Source organism: Pseudarthrobacter sp. R1, assembly GCF_024494415.1.
Taxonomy (GTDB): domain Bacteria; phylum Actinomycetota; class Actinomycetes; order Actinomycetales; family Micrococcaceae; genus Arthrobacter.
Map to the genome: position 1 here is coordinate 48523 of NZ_JAMKFI010000009.1, position 19533 is coordinate 68055.

A 19533-nucleotide genomic window follows, 5' to 3' on the forward strand; every position below is an offset into this window, starting at 1 on the left:
GTCAGTGCGTCAGTTGCAAGAGTCGCATCACGAGCATCAATCATCCGCCGGCCCATTCCGCCGTCGGCCCAAATCCAGAAGCAAGATTGATCAGGCATCACCTCGTCCACGATGCCGCTGACAGTTTCATGCCCAAGCCGTAGCGTGAGTTTGTTTCCGGGCGTAAGGATTTCCGGAGTAAGGCGCATCCCTGAAGGTGCGTGGGATGCCTTCTCGGGGAGGTTCACAGAGGTCTTCAAAAGTATCCCTTCCGATGGATGAACGTGGCGGCAGTGGTTTGCTCGCCCGCCTGCCGAAGCTATCGGCTCGAGGCTGTCCTGACTGGTTAGCCGCCGCGTTCATGCTGCTGCCGTATCAGTCCAAAGGGGACTGCAGGATGCGCCCGGACGATATACCTGCCGACGTCGATCCGCGTTACCAGGATTCCAGTCCGGTGTTCGGTGGCGGCCTCCTGCACGACGCCTATTGCCTTTGTCAGGGCATCGTCCACCTCAGCCGCTTGCTTGACATGTACTTCCAACATGCCGGGTGTTTCCAGCTTCGGATTCTCGAATTGCATGATCTGTTCCTATACATGGTCTAGCTGCTGCATCAGTCTTTGGCGCCGGCCGGGGTAGGCGGCCAGGAGTTCTGTCAGGGGCGCGGTTGCAGTCCTGCCGCGCTGTAGATTGCGTCGAGTGTGTGGATTTGGCGCACTGCTGCCGCGCAATCCGTCTCAGCTTCCGTCTTTCCTCGGATGGAATCCCGGAAGGCTTCCAACTGGTAGGTGTATGTGGACTTACGGCTGGTGCGTTCTGTGCGTCGACCAGCAATGCCTTTGACTTCAACCCGGCTTCCCATATGGGGGTGGTACGGGCGGGTTACCTGCATCTGTCCGGTTTCGCCGTGAACGACCAATGCCATGCTGAAGAGCTGGCGGGACCAAAGCGATGACACGACCTGGGCGCTCACCCCGTTGTCGAAGTGCATTGTGGCCTCCACGCGGCGATCCACGCCATTGCGAATCCAAGCCTGCGAGTCCCCTACTTGCGGGGTCTGTCCAAAGAGGCCGGTGAGTGTCCGCACGGGGTAATACCCAATGTCGAGGAGACTGCCGCCGCCCAGCCTCAGGTTCCATCTGATGTCCCTGCCTGGCGGGATAGGGATGCAGAACGTTGCCCGCGCGGAGTGAACTTTCCCTATCTCACCCGACGCAAGAATCTCCCGCAGCCGCCCATGCAACGGGTGATAGTGGGTGTGATACGCCTCCATCACTACCCGGTCTGAGTTCGCCGCGAACGATGCTACAGATTCTGCTGCGGCCGTGTTGCTCGTGAAGGGCTTCTCCACGAGTACATGCTTACCTGCCTGAAGGGACGCGATCGTCCATTCTGCATGCAGGGCAGCGGGCAAAGGGACATAAACGGCGTCGATGTCAGGGTCAGCGAGCATTGACTCATACGAGGAGTGGACGCGCGGGATGTCGTGCTTGTCCGCGTATGCCCGGGCACGGTCAATGTTGCGTGCTGCGATTGCGGTGACATGGACTCCATTCACGAGTCGTGCTGGGGCCAGGAGCGCTTCATTGGCTATTCGGGCAGCACCCAAAACTCCTATGCGGATAGGTTTTGTATCAGGCATTGTCGCCCTGCTTCCTCTTGATTGTGAAGGGGATTGCGAGGTCCCGGCGGGGCCCGGCTATGGGCTGCTTGGCGTTCAGCGGTGAGAGTGCGGCTTCGGCGCCAAGGGGGATGCGCGGTCCGGCACCGAAGGAGTGAAGATAAAACCAGCTTGAAGCGCATTACTTGTCAGCATGGCCTCAGCAGCGCTCGTGGCACGTCTTTTGGAGCGCCGGGGCACGTCAATTCAGGGCGTCGGAAGCAGTGGTTGTTTGCTCATCTGGACTTCGGCGGAGACCCGGGGCGCCGGTCTCCCTGTACTCCGGAATTTTGTGGGGCGGAGCGGCAGGGTTTGATTTATGTTGTTTCCCGCTGAACAAGGTCCATTTGAACCTCGACTACTTCCTCGCGGTTGTTGTCTTTGTCCAGCCGGTTGAGCAGTTGCTGGAGTGAGCCTTGCGTGGCCTGATTGGGGTCGTATCCAATTGTGGTCAGAGGCGGGACGGTAAGGCGGGACAGTGGTGTGTTGTCCATGCCGATGAGCGCGATGTCGTCCGGAACCTTCCAGCCCTTCTCGGTGGCTGCGTAGAGAAGTGCGGTTGCCACGTCGTCGTTGTAACAGGCGACGGCGAAGCCGGGGCGCTCCAGTTTTTCCAGCGCAGACCGTGCGTCTTCGGGCGTGACGTCCAGGTGCAGGATGCGTGGTTCGTCGAGTCCGCACAGTCGGCATTCCTCGATAAAGGCGCGTTCACGCGCGCCGCCGAACGGGTCGCTGCGGGCATCGCGCAAGTGGGCATACCCGAGCGAGCGGTAACCCCGCTCGATCAGGTGACGAGCCTGGAGCGTTCCAATCCGCGCATTGACATTAGCGTTGCTGGACTCATCGGGCTCAAGCACCTCAACGCCACGGCGGACAAGTAATTCCCGCTGTCCAGCAGGCAGTGCAGTAAGGGTCAAGACAGCTCGAGGCTTCATTCCAACGACAAGCCTGTCCAGGGAAGCCTCAGTGGACGTGGATAGACGCAGAACTAAGGTGAGGCCTCGTCTGGCTAGTTCCTCCGTGAGTGACCCGTAAATGTCCTGAAGATTGCGGCCAAATGTTGTGTCGGGGATCAGGGCGATCACGATGTCGCTCGAGCCGCGGGCAAGGGTGCGACCAGCTGACGATGGTTCATAGCCGAGCTCAGCCACCGCCTGGGCAACTCGTGCCTGGGTTTCCTCAGCGAAGTACTCGGCACGGCCGTTAAGGATCTGGCTCACAGTTGAGCGGGAAACCCCCGCACGGGTCGCCACATCTTGACTAGTTGGAATCACGACGACCACCTTTCTTCTGCTCAGCTCCTTACTAAAAGATACCTTGACACGCGACAATTCCGATTCGTTTCACTGCGCGGCTAGCCAGGAGCGGAAATCGGAGGCCCGCCCAGACAGGCTTATGAGCCCGTCTGGGGCAAAGCAGACACTGATTGACACGTGACAACCACTGAGGTTACCAGCAAGTGTAGGGCACAAACTAAAACCCGACCAGAAAATGTTGTCACGCGTCAACAGCGCCTGCCTCATAGGGATTGCCCGAACGCCACCTGAACGAACGCCTCAGGCCCGTACCGCAACAGGGCTGGCATACGCGCGTTGCGTCACTGTTGACGCGCGTCAATTCCCGTGCTTTCCTTATTGTCACGCGTCAATACGACTCAAACAACGAAGTTCAGGAGTGACATGTCTAGGAACCCGTTCAATGAAGGATGGGCTGTCCGCACCAAGGTGAGTGCCTTCGCGGAATTGGGAGGAGCGGGTTCGGAATGGGTGAGTGTCACTCTTCCGCATGATGCCCAGATATCCAGCCAACGGCGGAGCGACGCTCCAAGCGGGGCGGCTGGAGGCTACTTTCCCAGCGGGGCCTTTGAGTACCGCAAGACCCTCTCGGTCGACGAGGGGGATCAGGGGAAGGTCTTCGTCCTTGAGTTCGACGGCGTCTACCGGGATGCGATGGTTTACGTCAATGGTGCCCTCGCCGGCCAGCATGCGTTCGGCTACTCCCGCTTTACTGTAAGAATTGACCCTTACCTGCGTTTTGGATCAACAAACGAGATTCGCGTGGCGTGCCGGGCGCACCAGGACAGCCGCTGGTACACCGGCGCCGGCATCTACCGGGACGTGCACCTGATCGTCAAAGAGCCTGTGCACATCAATGTCGACGGTGTCCGGATCACCACTGACGATATCGACAGTGAACGTGCCGTTGTCGAAGTCGCCGCTGAGATCACCAACTTCAGTGCCCTCACCACCACGGTGGAAGTGACGTCCTCGATTAATGAGGAAGGGATTGCGGAGGCCGCCACCGACGGGTCGCCTCTCACTCTCCTTCCCGGGACGTCGGCTGTGGTCAGGCATCGGCTGTACGTGGACAGGCCTGCGCTCTGGAGTGTGGATTTTCCGTCGCTGTACACCTGCGTCCTGCAGGTGCGCGCAGAGGACCGGGTGTTGGACAAGGAAAGCATTCCGTTTGGCATTCGCCAGCTTCAGATCGACCCCAAACGGGGGCTTCGCATCAACGGGGAGACGGTAAAGCTTCGCGGGGCGTGCGTGCATCACGACAACGGCCCTTTGGGTGCGGCCACCATCGCCGCCGCAGAGGAGCGGCGTGTGCGGTTGCTGAAGGAAGCTGGTTTCAACGCCATCAGAAGCTCGCACAACCCGGCCAGCTCAGCGTTGCTGGAGGCATGCGACCGTTTGGGGATGCTGGTCATCGACGAGGCCTTCGACGTCTGGACTTCAAGCAAATCGGACTTTGACTACGCCACCGATTTCGTTCAGTGGTGGGAACGCGACTTGGAAGCGATGGTCGCAAAAGACCGCAACCATCCAAGCGTGATCATGTACTCGATCGGCAATGAGATCCCGGAAACCGGCGCCCGCGACGGGGGTATCTGGAGCCGGCGGCTGGCCGAAAAACTGCGCTCCCTGGACTCGAGCCGCCCCATCACCAATGGAATTAACGGATTTGTCTCGAGTCTGGATCTTGTGCTCGCCGGAATGAAGCAGCACCAGGCCGCCTCCGATGGCTCCGGCGCCGGTGTCAACGGAATGATGACACAGGTCGGGGACATGATGAACCAGATTTCCGCCTCTGAGATGGTCAGCGAACGGACTGCCGAGTCCTTTTCGGTGCTTGATGTGGCGGGAATGAATTACGGCGATGGCCGCTATGTCCTGGACAAGACGTTGTTCCCGAACAGGGTCATCGTCGGCACCGAGACCTTTCCGGGGCAGATAGCCCGCAACTGGGAACTGGTGGAGGCCCACAGCCACGTGATCGGGGACTTCACATGGACCGGTTGGGACTACCTTGGTGAAGCCGGACTCGGCTCGGTCGGATACGCCGACTCGGAATCCGGTGCTACTGCCATGGTGGCCCGGCCGTATCCGTGGCTTTCGGCCTGGTCCGGCGACCTCGACATCACGGGGGAGCGGCGCCCTGCCTCCTATTACCGTGAGGTTGTCTTCGGACTTCGCTCCCGTCCCTATATTGCCGTCCACCGCCCGGAGTTCCATGGCCGCGCCCCGCTTCAGACCCCGTGGTCCTGGAGCGACGCGATCGAAAGCTGGACGTGGGAAGGATTCGAAGGTTGCCCGGTCCACGTGGAGGTCTATTCCGACGCCGACGAGGTCGAACTCATCCTCAACGGCAAGAGCGTAGGCAGAACCGCTGTCGGGGCGGACCTGGCGTTCCGGGCGGACTTTGACTTCACCTACGAGCCGGGCCAGCTCACCGCTGTGGCCTACTCAGACGGGATAGAACAATCCCGGACACATCTCAATACCGCTGAAAAGCGAATTAGCCTTGAAGCTCAGGCTGACCGGGAACAGCTCACCCCAGACACCCGTGACCTTGCCTTTGTCGCTATCGCCGTCACTGACGGTAACGGCATCATCCACCCCGGCAAGGACCGCGCTGTGACGGTGACAGTCAGCGGTGCCGGACGGCTCCAGGCACTTGGCAGTGCGAACCCCGCGACGGAAGAGACGTTCGCTGGTCCTACCCGGACGACCTTTGACGGCCGGGCAATCGCGATCATCCGCCCGGTCGGAGAAGGCGATATCTACGTGACGGTAGATGCTGCCGACTGCGAAACGGTCAGGCTTCAGCTCCGCTCCGTTGCCAGCACCACGAGTGCTGACCGGCTGCTCGTCTCCTAAAACCCCGGGGCATTGTGCGCCCCAATCAAATTAACCCCCGCTTTTCCGACAACGGAGTCCTCCATGACAAACAACAGTGACATTCCGCCAACAACCGCCACTATGAGTGGTGGTCCAGCAGAGGTGGAAGAAGAACGCATCCTGCTCACCCGCCCTGCGAACGCGGAGGGTGACTTCCCAAAGGTGGGTGCCCGGTACATCTGGTTCATTTTGCTCGGATTGTTCGGCGCCTACATCGCCCTGGTGACCCCGATCGCGCTTTCCCTGGCGATCCGCATTAAAGAAATTGCACCGGATAACGAAGAGTATTTGGGCTACGTCATCGGTTCCGCCGCGGTTGTGTCCCTCTTTTCGGGCCCTATCACAGGCGTGCTGAGCGACCGCACCCGTACCCGCTTCGGCCGGCGGCGGCCATGGCTTGTTGGCGGTGCCATCCTGGGCACGATCGGGTTGCTTGTCATCGCCATCGCACCGAGCGTCCTGATCATCGCAGTCGGCTGGGTCATCACGACCCTTGGCTGGAACACTGTCATCGGCAGCTTCACCAATTCCCAGGCCGACCGCCTGCCCGAGTCCCAGCGCGGAAAGGTCGGGGGGCTTGTCGGGTTCGTCACCATGTCTGCCCCGGTCGCTGGTTCCATCCTTGGCGGCATCCTCGCCACGGATGCCGTGTTGCTGTTCATGGTTCCGGGCGTGATCGGCGTGATCCTCGTGCTCCTGTTCGCCTTCGTCGTACCGGAGGACGACAGCCGGATGCGCACATTCGATGACAAACTCGATCTCCGGCTCATGCTGTCCAAGTTCGTCTACAACCCGCGCCAGTACCCCGACTTCTCATGGAACTGGCTCGGCCGGTTCCTGTTCTACTTCGGTCTGACGCTCAACTCGACTTTCACCGCATTCTTTTTCGCACAACGGCTAAACCTCGAAGTCACCGAAATCGGTGGACTGATAGCCATCGCCGGGCTGATTGGTGTCGTGACCGTGATTGTAGGATCCATCGGTGGCGGATTCCTGTCTGATAAGTTGCATCGCCGCAAACCGTTTGTCCTGGGTTCTGGTGCCATGTTCTCCGTCGGAGCGGTCATGATGGCGTTGTCTAACGACCTTCCGATGCTGATGGTTGGTGCCGCAATAACCAACCTTGGCCTGGGCATCTTCTCCGCCGTGGACCAGGCACTGGTACTGGACGTACTCCCGGAAAGGGATACCGATGCCGGACGCTTCGTAGGCATCAACGGACTCGCCAATTCTCTGGCACAATCCGCTGCTCCTCTGATTGCGCCGCTGTTCCTGGGAATCGGGGTCGTTTCGGCAGCCGAAAAGAATTACTCGCTGCTCTACCTCATAGCCGCTGCTTTCACGGTCGCAGGCGGCATTGTCGTCTTGAAAGTCAAAACCGTACGCTGACCCGCTTCATCATGCGCACGCGTCGCCGAGCGGCGCACTCTATCCGAAGGGGGGCTGCCCCCGCCGAACAGGAATCACATGAAATACGTCGATGTCACCACGCTGACCCTGGAAGAAAAAGCCTCCCTTCTGACCGGGGCCGGCTTCTGGACAACCACTGCTATCCCCGCACAGAACATCGGGTCCGTCACGTTCGCGGATGGTCCGCACGGGGTGCGGCACCAGAAACACGGGATGGACCACCTCGGCCTGTATAACAGCGAGCCGGCCACCTGCTTCCCTCCTGCCGTAGCCGTTGGCTCCAGCTGGAGCGTAGAAGTAGCAGCGCGGATAGGTGCCGCGCTTGCCCGCGAAGCCCGCGCCCTGGGCGTGGACGTTCTGCTCGGCCCAGGGGTGAACATCAAGCGGTCACCGCTGGGCGGGCGAAACTTCGAGTACTACTCGGAGGACCCCCTGCTGTCCGGGGTGCTCGCCAGCACATACGTCAACGCTTTGCAGGAGCAGGGCGTCGGAGCCTCGCTGAAACACTTCGCGGCAAACGATCAGGAAACCGAACGGATGGTGATCAGTTCCGACGTTGACGAACGGACTCTGCGCGAGATTCATCTGTCCGCCTTCGAAAGGGTGGTGACCGAAGCCAAACCTGCGACCGTGATGTGCTCGTACAACAAGATCAATGGTGTCCATGCTTCTGAGAACAAGTGGCTCCTGACCGACGTTCTCCGCACCGAATGGGGCTACACCGGCGCAGTGATTTCGGACTGGGGCGCGGTGCGCACCAGGCCTGCGGCAGCTGCCGCCGGCCTGGATCTGGCCATGCCCGGCCCGGGGGAGTATGCAACCCAATCCCTGATCGAAGCGGTGAAGTCAGGGGCTGTGGAAGAAGCAACGCTTGACGCGGCCGTTGGCCGGGTACTTGGACTTACCGCGTTCACCGGGACTGACCCGGCAACGGCGGATCTCGGCGCTCATCATGACCTCGCCCGTGAACTCGCAGCCGAGTGCGCCGTACTGCTGAAAAACAAGGACAAGGTCTTGCCGCTGAAGCCGCAGTCATCCCTGCTGGTGGTGGGCGAATTTGCCCAGACGCCGCGCTACCAGGGCGGGGGCAGTTCACATGTCAACGCCACACAGGTTGACATTCCGCTTCAGCAACTCGAAGGACGCGCCAGCGCGAACGGCACGACGGTTCACTACTGCCCAGGCTTCAGCCTGGAACCGGCCGATGAGGACTCTCTTCGCGAAGCGGCAGTGGCAGCGGCACGGGCAACCGACATCGCCATCATCTTCGCCGGCAACCCCGAAGAGGAAGAATCCGAGGGGTTTGACCGCCGTCGGCTGGAGCTGCCGCCAGCACAGGTACAGCTCATCAAAGCCGTGGCAGCCGCCGCACCCCGCACGGTCGTTGTGCTGGCGAACGGGGGAGTCGTCTCCCTTGAGGAGTGGCATGATGACGTCGACGCGATCCTCGAAGGATTCCTCCTGGGCCAGGGCGGCGGCAAAGCCATCACCGACCTGCTCTTCGGCGACATCAGCCCATCGGGCCGTCTCGCCGAGACCATCCCATACCGGCTCAAAGACACTCCCACCTTCCTGTCCTTCCCGGGTGAGCAGGAACACGTCCGCTACAGCGAAGGTGTCATGGTCGGCTACCGCTACTACGAAACAGTCGACCAGCCCGTCCGGTACCCGTTCGGGCACGGACTGAGCTACACGAACTTTGAAGTGTCCGACCTTCGCGCTGAAGCAGCCGGACCCGACACCATCGCAGCCACTGTTACTGTCACCAACACTGGTGAGGTCGCTGCCAAGCACGTCGTCCAGATGTACGTCTCCACCGCGGCCGGACCGGTGCAGCGACCCGAACGGACCCTCGCAGCTTTCACGAAGATCCTGCTCCAAGCCGGCGAAACACGAAGCGTACAGCTCACCCTCGACCGGCGCGCACTCAGGTACTGGGACATCACCCGGTCCGATTGGGTCGTCCCCTCCGGAAACTACACCATTCAGGTCGCCGAGAACGCTTCGGAAGTGCTCCTCCAACAGGACGTCCAGCTCGACGGCGATGAGCTGGCCGCCGCCCTTTCGCTTCAGTCAGACGTCGCGGAATGGGTCAGCCACCCGGTGGCCGGTCCGGCGCTCCGAGACCGGCTGAACCAGATTATGGCAGCCAACAACCAGCATCTCGATGATGACAGCGAAGGGACCAAAATGATGCTCTCCATGCCCATGAACCAGATCCTCAGCATCCTTGGCGGTGCCATCGACGGCGACTGGCTCCTCGCAATGCTCAACGAGCCCAGCCAGCCCGCAACTGCCACTGCCTAGCCTCGAATCAGAAAGTGAACCCCATGAACGAGACCCGTTCCTCCGTGTCCGCAGTCTGCAATCCGCTGGATATTGCCTATAGATTCCAGGACCTGCGCCCCCTGGGCGACGAACGATCAGTGCACCGGGAGGCGGCCGACCCCTCAATCGTGCGCTTCCGCGGCCGCTACTATCTCTTCGCCTCCATGGCGGGTGGATTCTGGCACTCCGAGGACCTCAAGACCTGGCATTACCAGGCAACAGACAAGCTGCCGCCGATGGACTACGCACCGGACGTCCGGGAAATCGACGGCGCCCTTTACATCTCCGCTTCAAGGACCACCGACAGCCCCTTTTTCCGCAGCCAGAACCCATTGGACGACGACTTCACTGAAGTCAACTCCGGCTTCCCCTTCTGGGACCCGCATCTCTTCCAGGACCACGACGGCACGGCATATTTCTACTGGGGATGCTCCAACAAGGAACCAATTGCCGGCGCACGCATCGACCCGGCAACGATGGAAATCATTGGCGAGGCCGTCCCCTTGATCAGCGGTGACCCCGACCGGCACGGGTGGGAACAGATCGGCGAGAACTACATCAAGAAGGAACCGACGACCGAGCGCGAAAAATTCATGGCGCAATACCTCGGGGATGCTCCGTTCATCGAAGGCGCATGGATGACGCACCGCGATGGCACCTACTACCTGCAGTACGCCGGCCCGGGTACGGAGTGGAACACCTACGCCGACGGCTACTATACCGGAGAAGGTCCGCTGGGGCCCTTCAGCTACTCGCCGCACAGCCCCTTCTCGTCCAAGCCCGGGGGATTCATCACGGGCGCGGGCCACGGCAGCACCTTCCAGGACGAGTATGGGAACTGGTGGCACGCGTCCACCATGCGTATCTCGGTCCACCACCAATTCGAGCGCCGCATCGGGATCTTTCCTGCCGGCTTCGACGACGACGGTGTCCTGTTCTGCAACCAGAATTTCGGGGACTACCCCATGATCGTGCCCGACCGCCGGATCGACCCGTGGACTGAATCATCTCCAGGGTGGATGCTGCAGTCCTTCCGGGCCGAAGCCACGGCATCATCATCGCTGCCCGGCCACGGGCCTGCCCTCTCGGTCGATGAAGACATCCGCACCTGGTGGGTCGCTGGCGGATCGGAACCGGGGGAGTGGCTCCAACTTGACCTCCGCACCGAGCGGACAATCCACGCCATTCAGGTCAATCTCGCCGACCACGAGCTCGCCAAGATCGCGCCTGAGCGGTCCGACGGCCAGCAGTTCCCGGGAGAGTACCGGGCACTCTACCCAGGCTCGCAGCCAACGGAGTTCATCATTGAAGTCTCCGCCGACGGCCAGCAATGGGAGCCTGTTCTCGATACCCGTGCGGCAGGGGCGGAAGCGCCGCACGCATTTGAGGTCCTCCCTTCGGCCAAGCGGGCACGATACGTGCGCCTGACAGCAGGCAGGATGCCATTTGGAGCTGCTGCCGCAGTGAGCGGACTGCGTGTCTTCGGCCTCGGGGACGGCGCCGCTCCCGGGAGCGTCACGCCCACGGCAATCCGAATCAATGACCTGACCGCACGCATCGAGTGGCCTGCCAGCGAGGCAGCCCAGGGCTACAACGTGCGGTACGGAATTGCGCCGGACAAGCTCTACCACAGCTGGCTTGTCTATGAGCAGACCGACCTTGACCTCGGAAGCCTCAACGCAGGCTGCGACTACTGGGTTGCCGTGGACGCATTCAACGAAAACGGCATCACACCGGGCGCCGTCACTGCCATGCATCCCGCACTGACCAAGACGATCTGAAAAGGACCGACAACATGACCGCATTCAAGCCAGGTTTTCTCTGGGGTGCCTCCACGTCCCCACACCAAACTGAGGGAAATAACGTCAACAGCGACTGGTGGGGCCGCGAGGGACTTTATCCCGGGATGGAACTCAGCGGAGACGCAAATGACAGTTACCACCGCTACCGCGAAGACATGACGCTACTGGCCGAGGCAGGGCTGAACTCCTACCGGTTCGGGATTGAGTGGGCGCGCATCGAGCCGCGGCCCGGAGTGTTCTCCTCTGCGCTGCTGAAGCACTACCGGGCGATGATCGACACCGCCCTCGAACTTGGGATCAAACCCGTGATCACCCTCCATCACTTCAGCTCTCCCCGTTGGTTCGCCGACGAAGGCGGTTGGAGCACTCCCAATGCCGCCGAACGCTTCGCACGTTACGTCAAGGCTGCATCCTCCATCCTCGGCGACGTGGGACACGTAGTCACGATCAACGAACCCAACATGCTGGCTATGATGCTTAACCTCGAAGCCGCCGCCCTCCGAGGCGAGCTGGATGAATGGCAGAGCCCAACCATCGAAAACCAGGCGGACAGCGGATACAAGCAGCCGCCCCTGCCCGTTCCAACGCCTGCGGACGGGCAACACGTTATCGATGCTCACCATGCTGCCCGCGAAGTCCTTCATGAGAACACCGACGCCCTGATCGGATGGAGCGTCGCGAACCAGGCCTTCACCGCCGCCCCCGGCGGCGAGGAACGGTTGCGCGAGGTTCGATGGAACTTTGAGGACCTCTACCTGGAAGCCGCCCGCGACGATGACTTCATCGGGGTGCAGTCCTATACGACACAGCAAGTGGACGCCAACGGCCTGGTTCCGCATCCGCCGCACCCGGACAACACCATGATCGGCACGGCCTATCGTCCTGACGCGCTGGCAATGGCTGTCCATCACGCAGCGAACGTGACAAAAGTTCCGGTCCTGGTGACCGAAAACGGCATCGCCACCCCGGATGACGAACGCCGTATCGCTTACACACACGAAGCGTTGCTGGCTTTGTCCGGCGCTGTCGAAGACGGGGTGGATGTACGCGGGTACCTCCACTGGAGTCTGCTTGACAACTACGAATGGGGGCACTGGGATCCGAAGTTCGGTCTGGTGGAGGTTGACAGGGACACCTTTGAACGCCGTCCCAAGAAAAGCCTCAACTGGCTTGGCAACATCGCGCGCTCGAACGGGGACGGGCTAAAACGCCCCGCCAGCGCAGGCAACACCCATAGGTAAAACCCCAAGCCGGGCCGACGGAACCGACCGGTACCACTACAGGGAACAGCATCAAGGAGAAGCAATCATGGCAGGAAAGCTAGCAGGGAAAGTTGCCATCATCACCGGATCAGGACAGGGCATCGGGCGCGACGTCGCCTTGTGCATGGCGAAGGAAGGTGCCCGCATCGTAACGAACAACCGCAAGCCCGGGTCCTCCATCAACGCCTTCGAAAAAACCGCACTGCCCTTCACCGATCAGGAACAACAAGCACTCGAAACCGTCGCCGGAGATGCCCAAACAACTGCCGATGAGATCCGCCGGCTGGGCGGGGAAGCGGTTCCATTCTTCGGAGACGCCGGCGACTTTGAAACCGCCAGGCAGATGGTCGAAACCGCCGTAACGAACTACGGCCGGATCGACATCGTCGTCAACAACGCCTCGTCCAACTGGGTGGGCAACATCATGGACATGGATGAGGAGCTCTGGGACATCTCAGTAGTTTCCAAGCTCAAAGGCACGTTCAATCTCATGCACCATGCCCTCCCTCACATGAAGGAGCAGGGATTTGGCCGAATCCTAAACTCGTCCTCTGACGCCTTCCTCGGCCTGCCAGGGTACGCGGCATACGGCGCAGCGAACGCCGGCGTAGTTGCCCTGACCAAGGCCGTCGCGGCCGACATTCACGGACACGGAATCACGGTCAACGCCTATACGCCGTTGGCCAGGACACGTTCCTGGGTCAACGCCGCTGCCGCCTACCGTCTCCAAGGCATGCCCCCGGAAGCCATCGAGGCGGCGGCTCCCGCTGCAATGAAGAGGACACCGGAAGGAATGGTCCCCTTCCTGGCCTACCTCTCTTCCGACGACGCGGCCGATATCACCGGACACCTGTTCAAGCTAGCCGCGGACGGTGAAATCGGCCTCTGGTCCGACCCGCAGCTCGTCAACCAAATCACGGCAGCAAACGGGACCTGGACCATGGTCGAGCTGGCCGAACGCGTCCCCAACGAACTACTGGCGAACGCCAAGAACCTTTCCGTAGCACTGCCCATGAGCTAGCGCCCCCACCGGTCGGGATCCAATAACTCCCACATCACCGAACCATCGTCAAACAAAGGAACCAACTTGGGAAAGCTAGACAACAAAGTCATCCTCATCACTGGGTGCTCCACTGGTCTGGGCAAGGAGCAGGCAATCCGGATGGCGGCTGAGGGCGCGAAGCTCGCCATCTGTGCGAGGAACGAGACCAAGCTGAAGGAAACCAAGAACATCTGCGAAGAAAAGGGTGCAGAAGTTCTTGCCATGTCCGTGGACATCATGGATTACGACAGCCTGGTGGAATTCGTTGATGCCACCGTTGAGCGCTTCGGAACCATCGACGTGTTGGTCAACAACGCCCATACCATCACCATCCCGAAACCCTTCCTCGAAAAGACCATCGAGGATCTCGACGTGGAGATGAAAAGTTCCGTCTACGCCTACTGGCATCTCATGAAGCTGTGCTTCCCGCACCTGCGCGATAAGGAAGGGGCAGGAGGTTCCATCATCAACTTCGCGTCTGAAGCAGGCGTTAAAGGCGATTCTCTTTATGCTCCCTACGCGGCAGCCAAAGAGGCCGTACGGGGGCTGTCCCGCACAGTTGCGCGCGAATGGGGCCAGTACAACATCCGGGTCAACACTCTCTGCCCCAACGGCATGACGGAAAACGCGTCCGCCGGCTTGGACTCAGAGGCACTGAGTCTGGAGGCTAGGGATCACATTCGAGACGCATTCACGAATAACCCGTTCCAGCGCGCTGGCGATCCATACCGTGATGTCGCACCCGTGGGTGTATTTCTCGCCTCCGATGACAGCCATTGGATCACCGGCCAGAACATCCACGCAGACGGCGGCATTCTAATCAGCGCGTGATCCCGATAGTTGAAAACGTACCTAAATGAAACCGGCAAACTGAGCCGCCAACTGCTCCTGCATTTGTTCATCAGGGCAGCATCACCGCGTCTCGTGGGACCGGGCCATCGCTTGTAGCCGGCCCGCAATTGCCAAAACTCACCAACACCATCTGGAAGGACAATATGGGTAACGAAGCTACATGGCAGGAAGCCATCAGCAATAACCGATTTGCAGGAAAAACCGTCATCGTCACAGGGGCGGCCTCCGGGATCGGGCAAGCTACCGCCCTGCGCATCGCGAAGGAAGGCGGTAAAGTCATCGCCGCCGATATCAGCAAGGAACGCCTCGATGCTCTAGTCGAGGAGAACAGCGGCCTGGAGCTGGTACCTGTGGCCGGCGACATCTCAACAGAAGAAACTGTTGCCGCCGTCGTGGCTGCCGCCGGCGGGCGCATTGACGCCCTTGCCAACGTGGCCGGAATCATGGACAACTTCGCACCGGTCCACGAAGTGGACGACGAACTCTGGGACCGCGTCTTCCGGATCAATGTCACCGCGCTCATGCGCCTTACCCGCGCCGTGGTACCACTGATGCTGGAACACGGCTCAGGCTCCGTGGTCAACGTTTCCTCCGAGGCCGGCATCCGCGGATCGGCCGCAGGCGCCGCCTACACCGCGTCCAAGCACGCCGTCGTCGGCCTCACCAAAAACTCCGCCGTCATCTACGGCCCCAAGGGACTGCGCTTCAACGCTGTGGCCCCCGGGCCAACCATGACCGGAATCGTCGCGAATTTCGGCTCCCAAATGGCCGCCGAACGCCTCGGCCCACTCATGCAGGCCAACATCCCCACACCGGCAACAGCCGCGCAACTCGCCGCGTCAATCACCTTCCTGCTTAGCGACGACGGAACCAACCTCAATGGCGCCATCTTGGCCTCCGATGGAGGTTGGTCGGCGATTTAGCCGCTAGCGGGAGCGGCTCTTTATTTGCGGGCGCCTGAATGTTGGTCCCCCGGGCGCCCGCCATGAGTCTCAGTTACGGGTAGCAAATGAGTCAACACCGGAAGTTGAGGCGATTTGTGGCACCCGAAATGTTCGGCATCTTAGACGTCAAGGGTTATCAGAGCGCTGCAGACGCTACTTGTGGCCGGAGTCAGGCTTCCTTGCGCGGCTGTGCCGCCTTGACAGGGAGCTCTGCAGGAATTAGCCGTAACCGATCCACGCCTCACGAGCCAAGTCCCTCATGGAAGGTAAGAATGACGCAGACAATAGGGATGCAAATCCCCTCGCCAGATACGCTGACTGAAGAAGGTTTGCATTCGTTAGACGTTGCAGGCCGGCCCCGTAGCTCCAAGGACATCGAGTGCTGGCTCACGGACATGGACGGCGTCCTGGTTCATGAAAACCAGGCAATCCCGGGTGCGGCTGAACTTATCCAGCGCTGGGTGGATACGTCCAAGCGCTTCCTGGTCCTCACCAACAACTCCATTTTCACTCCCCGCGACCTCGCAGCCCGCCTGCGCGCATCCGGCTTGGAAGTCCCGGAAGAGAACATCTGGACGTCCGCCCTGGCCACCGCCCAGTTCCTCAAGGACCAGGTCCAGTCCTCTGGCTCGGGCAACCGCGCCTACACCATCGGCGAAGCCGGACTCACAACGGCCCTGCACGAGGCCGGGTTCATCCTCACGGACACCGATCCCGACTTCGTAGTGCTCGGCGAAACCCGCACCTACTCTTTCGAAGCAATCACCATGGCCGTCCGACACATCCTGGCCGGCGCCCGCTTCATCGCCACCAACCCGGACGCCACCGGCCCATCCAAGGACGGCCCCATGCCGGCCACCGGTGCCATCGCGGCCATGATCACCAAGGCCACGGGCCGCGAGCCCTACATTGTTGGCAAGCCGAACCCCATGATGTTCCGCTCCGCCATGAACCAGATCGACGCCCACTCCGAGACCACCGCCATGATCGGCGACCGCATGGACACAGACATCGTGGCCGGCATGGAAGCAGGCCTGCACACCGTCCTGGTGCTCAGCGGCATCACACAGCGCGAAGAAATCGTCTCCTTCCCGTTCCGGCCCCATCAAGTTGTAGAGTCTGTGGCAGACCTGAAAAGCCAGATATAGGGGAATGGCCACCCTCGTAGTAGGTCTCATTGCCCCCGGGAAGGCCGGTCGCTTCAGGTATTGGCAATTGGTCTCAGGCGCCGATGATGTGGACCCTGTTGAGTGCGGAAAGGTACGCGTCGTCAGCCCTTCAGCGCGCGAAGTTCACGACTGACAGCCTGGAGGCCCGTTCGGAGTGCTCGAAGTTCGTCAACTGTCAGCCCTGCCAATACGTCGCCGGCCAGTTCCGGGCGGGCCCCCATAAGTTCCCGAACAACGGAGCGGCCGAGATCGGTCGCGTGGATGCGGCGGACTCGTTGATCTTCGGGGTCGAGTGACTTGGCGACCAGTCCAGCGGCTGCGAGGCGGCCAATGAGTTTCGACATGGATGCCATTGATACGCCGAAGGTATCGATCAAGCCGACTCCCGTTGCCCCGGTACAATCCATTCCTTACTACCCGCAGATGACTTTCGACCAACCATGCAAGGTAGAAAGACCGAACCAACGCCGCATCCCATGTAGGTGCGAAGAATGCGCGTCCATGGGACTTGCCCCGTCAACGAGCATACGAGATACACCCCATGCCACGACGTGAGCTCCATTAACAAAATAGCCGCAGACCGGAAACGACGGATTCGTCACAGGACGGGAGTTCCCGCAGCTACTTCTACTCCCGTACTTTGAGAGCCGATAACGGATATTCCGTCAAGCTAGGGTGAGGAGCGGGCGGGGGAGCGGACTATTCGCTCCGCCAGGTCAGGCCGAGCATCCGGAAGGCGTCCTTGATCGCATCGCTGTCGTGGTGCAGTTCCTCGGTCCTGGCGTGGCTTAGTTTTGGGCTGACGTGAGGGTCGCCTGCCCGTTCGAAGATGGCCCAGAGCTTCAGGTCGTCGCCATGGCGGGACGCGAAGGTAACCCCGTCGAGGTCTGTTGTTTCGTAGATCCAAGCGGCGATTGCCTGGGTCAACCGGCGCGGCCGGGCATCTTTTAGGGCTGCGGCGTCCAGGTCTAAGAGTCCCAGGCTGAGAGCCACTCCGATGAAGTGCGGGTGGAGGACGGCGATGGACCGGGAGTCCGTCACGGCGCAGTAGGTGCCGGTAAGTTCGGCTGAGGTCGCTGCGCGGGCGTCAAGCCATTCCCGGGGCACCTGCCCGGGTACCAGTGTCGGGTGCAGCACGGCATCTTCGTCATCCTCGACGATCTCGTCCAGTTCCGTTGCCAGCCTGCCGTCACGGCGGAAGCCGGCGAGCACCTCGAGCAGGCATGCCCTCAGGCTGGAGCCGGCGTAGACGGTCCTGAAGTTTCCGTGCAGGTCATCCCACCGGCCGGGGAACCTGCCATCGGTTGCCCACTCCCAGCCACTCCACGCCCAAGGATCCGGGCGGAAACCAATGCGCCATACCCGGGTGTTAGCAGTGGCTGTTGCCAGTTGTTGCTCGTCAACCACCCGTCAGCCTGCTGCCGCGAATGCCCTGGCAGCGGCAAGGACCGCCTGTGCCGCGTCGTCGACCTGGCCTTCGCGCAGTAGCCGCGCTGGCGGCACGTCGTCCAGTTGCGGGTTCATTCCCTGGAACCATGCCTGGACCACGGACCGGGAGTCCCGCTCAGCCAACAGAGCTGCGACGTGGTAGGCATGACGCAGCCGGGTCATGACCTCGGCTGACGGTTTCCGTTCACCGTCGGCCCACTGACGCACGGCCCGGGTTTCCTTGACCGAGCCGATGTACGCAACGAGCTTCGCCCCCAGGATGTCCCGCAGGTCCCGGACCAGTTCAGGCTCGGAAAGCCGAATGGAATCCTGATGCGCTTTCAGCCCTCCACGGGCTCCTGTAACGGCTGTCATGCTTTCATGGTGTCACGGATCAACAGTGTCTTTCAACGATTTGATCACACCCCAAATCACAACTGCGAACGCAAAAGAGATTTGGTCCTCCCGCCGCTTGGTGTGGTGGCGTCAGAATAGTGGCAAATTCCGTTTTACTGACGGTGGCTCATGATGTTCTCAGATCCCACCCTGACAGTCGGAGGGGAAGGAAACGGGGTGGGGCAGCTCGAGAATTGTCGAAGTAGCCCAAAGAATCTGGACTTGATGAAGTCCGTTTGGGGCGGAGGGTGGTTATGTCACCTTCCGTGACTGGCCGTGCCTCGGAGAACAAGCGGGAACGCTGCCCCCAGGCCTAATCCTCCCTGGTCAGGCGGTTTTGACGTCCGGGTGGGGTGTGCCCAACTTTGGACGTGCTGGCCGATTGAATGACAGCGGTGCTCCCCTGTCTCAACAGGCGATGAACAATGACGAGACTCCCGCTTGCCGTGCGGACGCACTTGCCCCTCTATACCCCACGGGGGTATGTTTGAGGTGTTGTCAGTGACATGGTGTGTCCCGGCCGGTGCCTCGCGCCCGCCCTTACAGCCGTCATCCCCAGCACCCATTGATGCTTCGTCAAGGAATGGAAACTGACGTGTTTGAATCTGAAAAACGCACTGAGCTGCCTCTCGCCTCGTCGGCTGGAGGGTGCGGCTGCTGCTCATCCGAACCCTCCTCCTCGCGTGTTGGCACCGGCGACGTTGAGTTCACTGTTGAAGGTCTAACCTGCGGGCACTGTGTTCTGGCTGTTGAGAAAGCTGTCTCGGCGCTGGAGGGTGTGGAATCTGCCTCTGTTGAGCTCGTTCCCGGCGGCCCTTCCCGTCTGGTTGTCAGCGGTCCAGTCAACGGCGGCGCTGTCCGTGATGCCGTCACTTCCGCCGGTTACTCCGTCATCAGCAACTGAGCCGGTAGCACGCCGCGGTTCCCCTACAGGCAACCGCGCGGAATCGCGGTCTCCCTTTTGCTCCAGGAGTTGAAAGGCCGAAACGCTGTGCCAGGCCATCATTCCCCGTGGCCGGTAGCGGCCAAACCGGGGGCACAGGCGTGCTGCAACCCGACAAGCTGCACCGGTCACTGCGAC

The 19533-nt window shown here is 61.0% G+C and carries 16 protein-coding genes; 10 read left to right on the plus strand and 6 right to left on the minus strand.

What is annotated here, in order from left to right; genetic code table 11:
- Positions 1–325: 325 nt before the first annotated feature.
- The 3 genes from M8J71_RS17525 to M8J71_RS17535 form a co-directional block, all read right to left on the minus strand.
- Positions 326–559, minus strand: coding sequence for a hypothetical protein (locus M8J71_RS17525; protein ID WP_256249072.1), 234 nt, complete (start codon positions 557–559; stop codon positions 326–328).
- Between the two features lie 74 nt (positions 560–633).
- Complete coding sequence (locus M8J71_RS17530) at positions 634–1620, minus strand: Gfo/Idh/MocA family protein (RefSeq protein ID WP_256249073.1); 987 nt, start codon at positions 1618–1620, stop codon at positions 634–636.
- Between the two features lie 335 nt (positions 1621–1955).
- Entirely contained in the window at positions 1956–2921 is a 966-nt protein-coding gene (locus M8J71_RS17535; RefSeq protein ID WP_256249076.1) for a LacI family DNA-binding transcriptional regulator, read from the minus strand.
- A 396-nt stretch (positions 2922–3317) separates the two neighbouring features.
- Here M8J71_RS17535 and M8J71_RS17540 point away from each other — a divergent pair, with 396 nt between their 5' ends.
- The 9 genes from M8J71_RS17540 (at position 3318) to M8J71_RS17580 (ending at position 16607) form a co-directional block, all read left to right on the plus strand.
- Entirely contained in the window at positions 3318–5798 is a 2481-nt protein-coding gene (locus M8J71_RS17540) for a glycoside hydrolase family 2 TIM barrel-domain containing protein (protein ID WP_256249077.1), read from the plus strand.
- Between the two features lie 63 nt (positions 5799–5861).
- Positions 5862–7208, plus strand: coding sequence for an MFS transporter (locus M8J71_RS17545; RefSeq protein WP_256249078.1), 1347 nt, complete (start codon positions 5862–5864; stop codon positions 7206–7208).
- Between the two features lie 78 nt (positions 7209–7286).
- Positions 7287–9536 carry a beta-glucosidase gene (locus tag M8J71_RS17550; RefSeq protein WP_256249079.1) on the plus strand — a complete coding sequence of 750 codons (2250 nt, stop codon included), beginning with the start codon at positions 7287–7289 and terminating at the stop codon, positions 9534–9536.
- Positions 9537–9559: 23 nt separating this feature from the next.
- Complete coding sequence (locus M8J71_RS17555; RefSeq protein WP_256249080.1) at positions 9560–11338, plus strand: family 43 glycosylhydrolase; 1779 nt, start codon at positions 9560–9562, stop codon at positions 11336–11338.
- A 14-nt stretch (positions 11339–11352) separates the two neighbouring features.
- Complete coding sequence (locus M8J71_RS17560) at positions 11353–12600, plus strand: glycoside hydrolase family 1 protein (protein ID WP_256249081.1); 1248 nt, start codon at positions 11353–11355, stop codon at positions 12598–12600.
- A gap of 67 nt (positions 12601–12667) precedes the next feature.
- Positions 12668–13642, plus strand: a complete 975-nt coding sequence (locus M8J71_RS17565) for an SDR family NAD(P)-dependent oxidoreductase (RefSeq protein ID WP_256249082.1) — start codon at positions 12668–12670, stop codon at positions 13640–13642.
- Between the two features lie 66 nt (positions 13643–13708).
- Positions 13709–14494, plus strand: a complete 786-nt coding sequence (locus tag M8J71_RS17570) for an SDR family NAD(P)-dependent oxidoreductase (RefSeq protein WP_256249083.1) — start codon at positions 13709–13711, stop codon at positions 14492–14494.
- A 164-nt stretch (positions 14495–14658) separates the two neighbouring features.
- Positions 14659–15438, plus strand: a complete 780-nt coding sequence (locus M8J71_RS17575) for an SDR family NAD(P)-dependent oxidoreductase (RefSeq protein WP_256249084.1) — start codon at positions 14659–14661, stop codon at positions 15436–15438.
- 311 nt (positions 15439–15749) lie between these two features.
- Positions 15750–16607: an HAD-IIA family hydrolase gene (locus tag M8J71_RS17580; protein WP_374114873.1), complete on the plus strand. Its 858-nt coding sequence runs from the start codon at positions 15750–15752 to the stop codon at positions 16605–16607.
- A 122-nt stretch (positions 16608–16729) separates the two neighbouring features.
- On the opposite strand, the gene M8J71_RS17585 is transcribed toward M8J71_RS17580, so the two are convergent.
- The 3 genes from M8J71_RS17585 to M8J71_RS17595 form a co-directional block, all read right to left on the minus strand.
- Complete coding sequence (locus tag M8J71_RS17585) at positions 16730–16972, minus strand: MarR family winged helix-turn-helix transcriptional regulator (RefSeq protein ID WP_374114863.1); 243 nt, start codon at positions 16970–16972, stop codon at positions 16730–16732.
- Between the two features lie 355 nt (positions 16973–17327).
- Positions 17328–18035 (minus strand): RES domain-containing protein, encoded by a 708-nt coding sequence (locus M8J71_RS17590; protein WP_256249087.1) that lies wholly within the window; start codon positions 18033–18035, stop codon positions 17328–17330.
- Between the two features lie 3 nt (positions 18036–18038).
- Positions 18039–18431, minus strand: coding sequence for a hypothetical protein (locus tag M8J71_RS17595; RefSeq protein ID WP_256249088.1), 393 nt, complete (start codon positions 18429–18431; stop codon positions 18039–18041).
- 604 nt (positions 18432–19035) lie between these two features.
- Between M8J71_RS17595 and M8J71_RS17600 the strand changes: the two genes are divergently transcribed.
- The gene (locus tag M8J71_RS17600; RefSeq protein WP_256249090.1) at positions 19036–19356 is read left to right on the plus strand and encodes a heavy-metal-associated domain-containing protein; all 321 of its coding nucleotides are present in this window, start codon (positions 19036–19038) and stop codon (positions 19354–19356) included.
- Positions 19357–19533: the final 177 nt, after the last annotated feature.

Excerpts from the sequence above, each read along its gene's own strand:
- M8J71_RS17525 (WP_256249072.1), bottom strand. The coding sequence starts at position 559 with ATGCAATTCGAGAATCCGAAGCTGGAAACACCCGGCATGTTGGAAGTA.
- M8J71_RS17530 (WP_256249073.1), bottom strand. The coding sequence starts at position 1,620 with ATGCCTGATACAAAACCTATCCGCATAGGAGTTTTGGGTGCTGCCCGA.
- M8J71_RS17540 (WP_256249077.1), top strand. The coding sequence starts at position 3,318 with ATGTCTAGGAACCCGTTCAATGAAGGATGGGCTGTCCGCACCAAGGTG.
- M8J71_RS17545 (WP_256249078.1), top strand. The coding sequence starts at position 5,862 with ATGACAAACAACAGTGACATTCCGCCAACAACCGCCACTATGAGTGGT.
- M8J71_RS17550 (WP_256249079.1), top strand. The coding sequence starts at position 7,287 with ATGAAATACGTCGATGTCACCACGCTGACCCTGGAAGAAAAAGCCTCC.
- M8J71_RS17555 (WP_256249080.1), top strand. The coding sequence starts at position 9,560 with ATGAACGAGACCCGTTCCTCCGTGTCCGCAGTCTGCAATCCGCTGGAT.
- M8J71_RS17560 (WP_256249081.1), top strand. The coding sequence starts at position 11,353 with ATGACCGCATTCAAGCCAGGTTTTCTCTGGGGTGCCTCCACGTCCCCA.
- M8J71_RS17565 (WP_256249082.1), top strand. The coding sequence starts at position 12,668 with ATGGCAGGAAAGCTAGCAGGGAAAGTTGCCATCATCACCGGATCAGGA.
- M8J71_RS17575 (WP_256249084.1), top strand. The coding sequence starts at position 14,659 with ATGGGTAACGAAGCTACATGGCAGGAAGCCATCAGCAATAACCGATTT.
- M8J71_RS17580 (WP_374114873.1), top strand. The coding sequence starts at position 15,750 with ATGCAAATCCCCTCGCCAGATACGCTGACTGAAGAAGGTTTGCATTCG.
- M8J71_RS17585 (WP_374114863.1), bottom strand. The coding sequence starts at position 16,972 with ATGTCGAAACTCATTGGCCGCCTCGCAGCCGCTGGACTGGTCGCCAAG.
- M8J71_RS17595 (WP_256249088.1), bottom strand. The coding sequence starts at position 18,431 with ATGACAGCCGTTACAGGAGCCCGTGGAGGGCTGAAAGCGCATCAGGAT.
- M8J71_RS17600 (WP_256249090.1), top strand. The coding sequence starts at position 19,036 with ATGGAAACTGACGTGTTTGAATCTGAAAAACGCACTGAGCTGCCTCTC.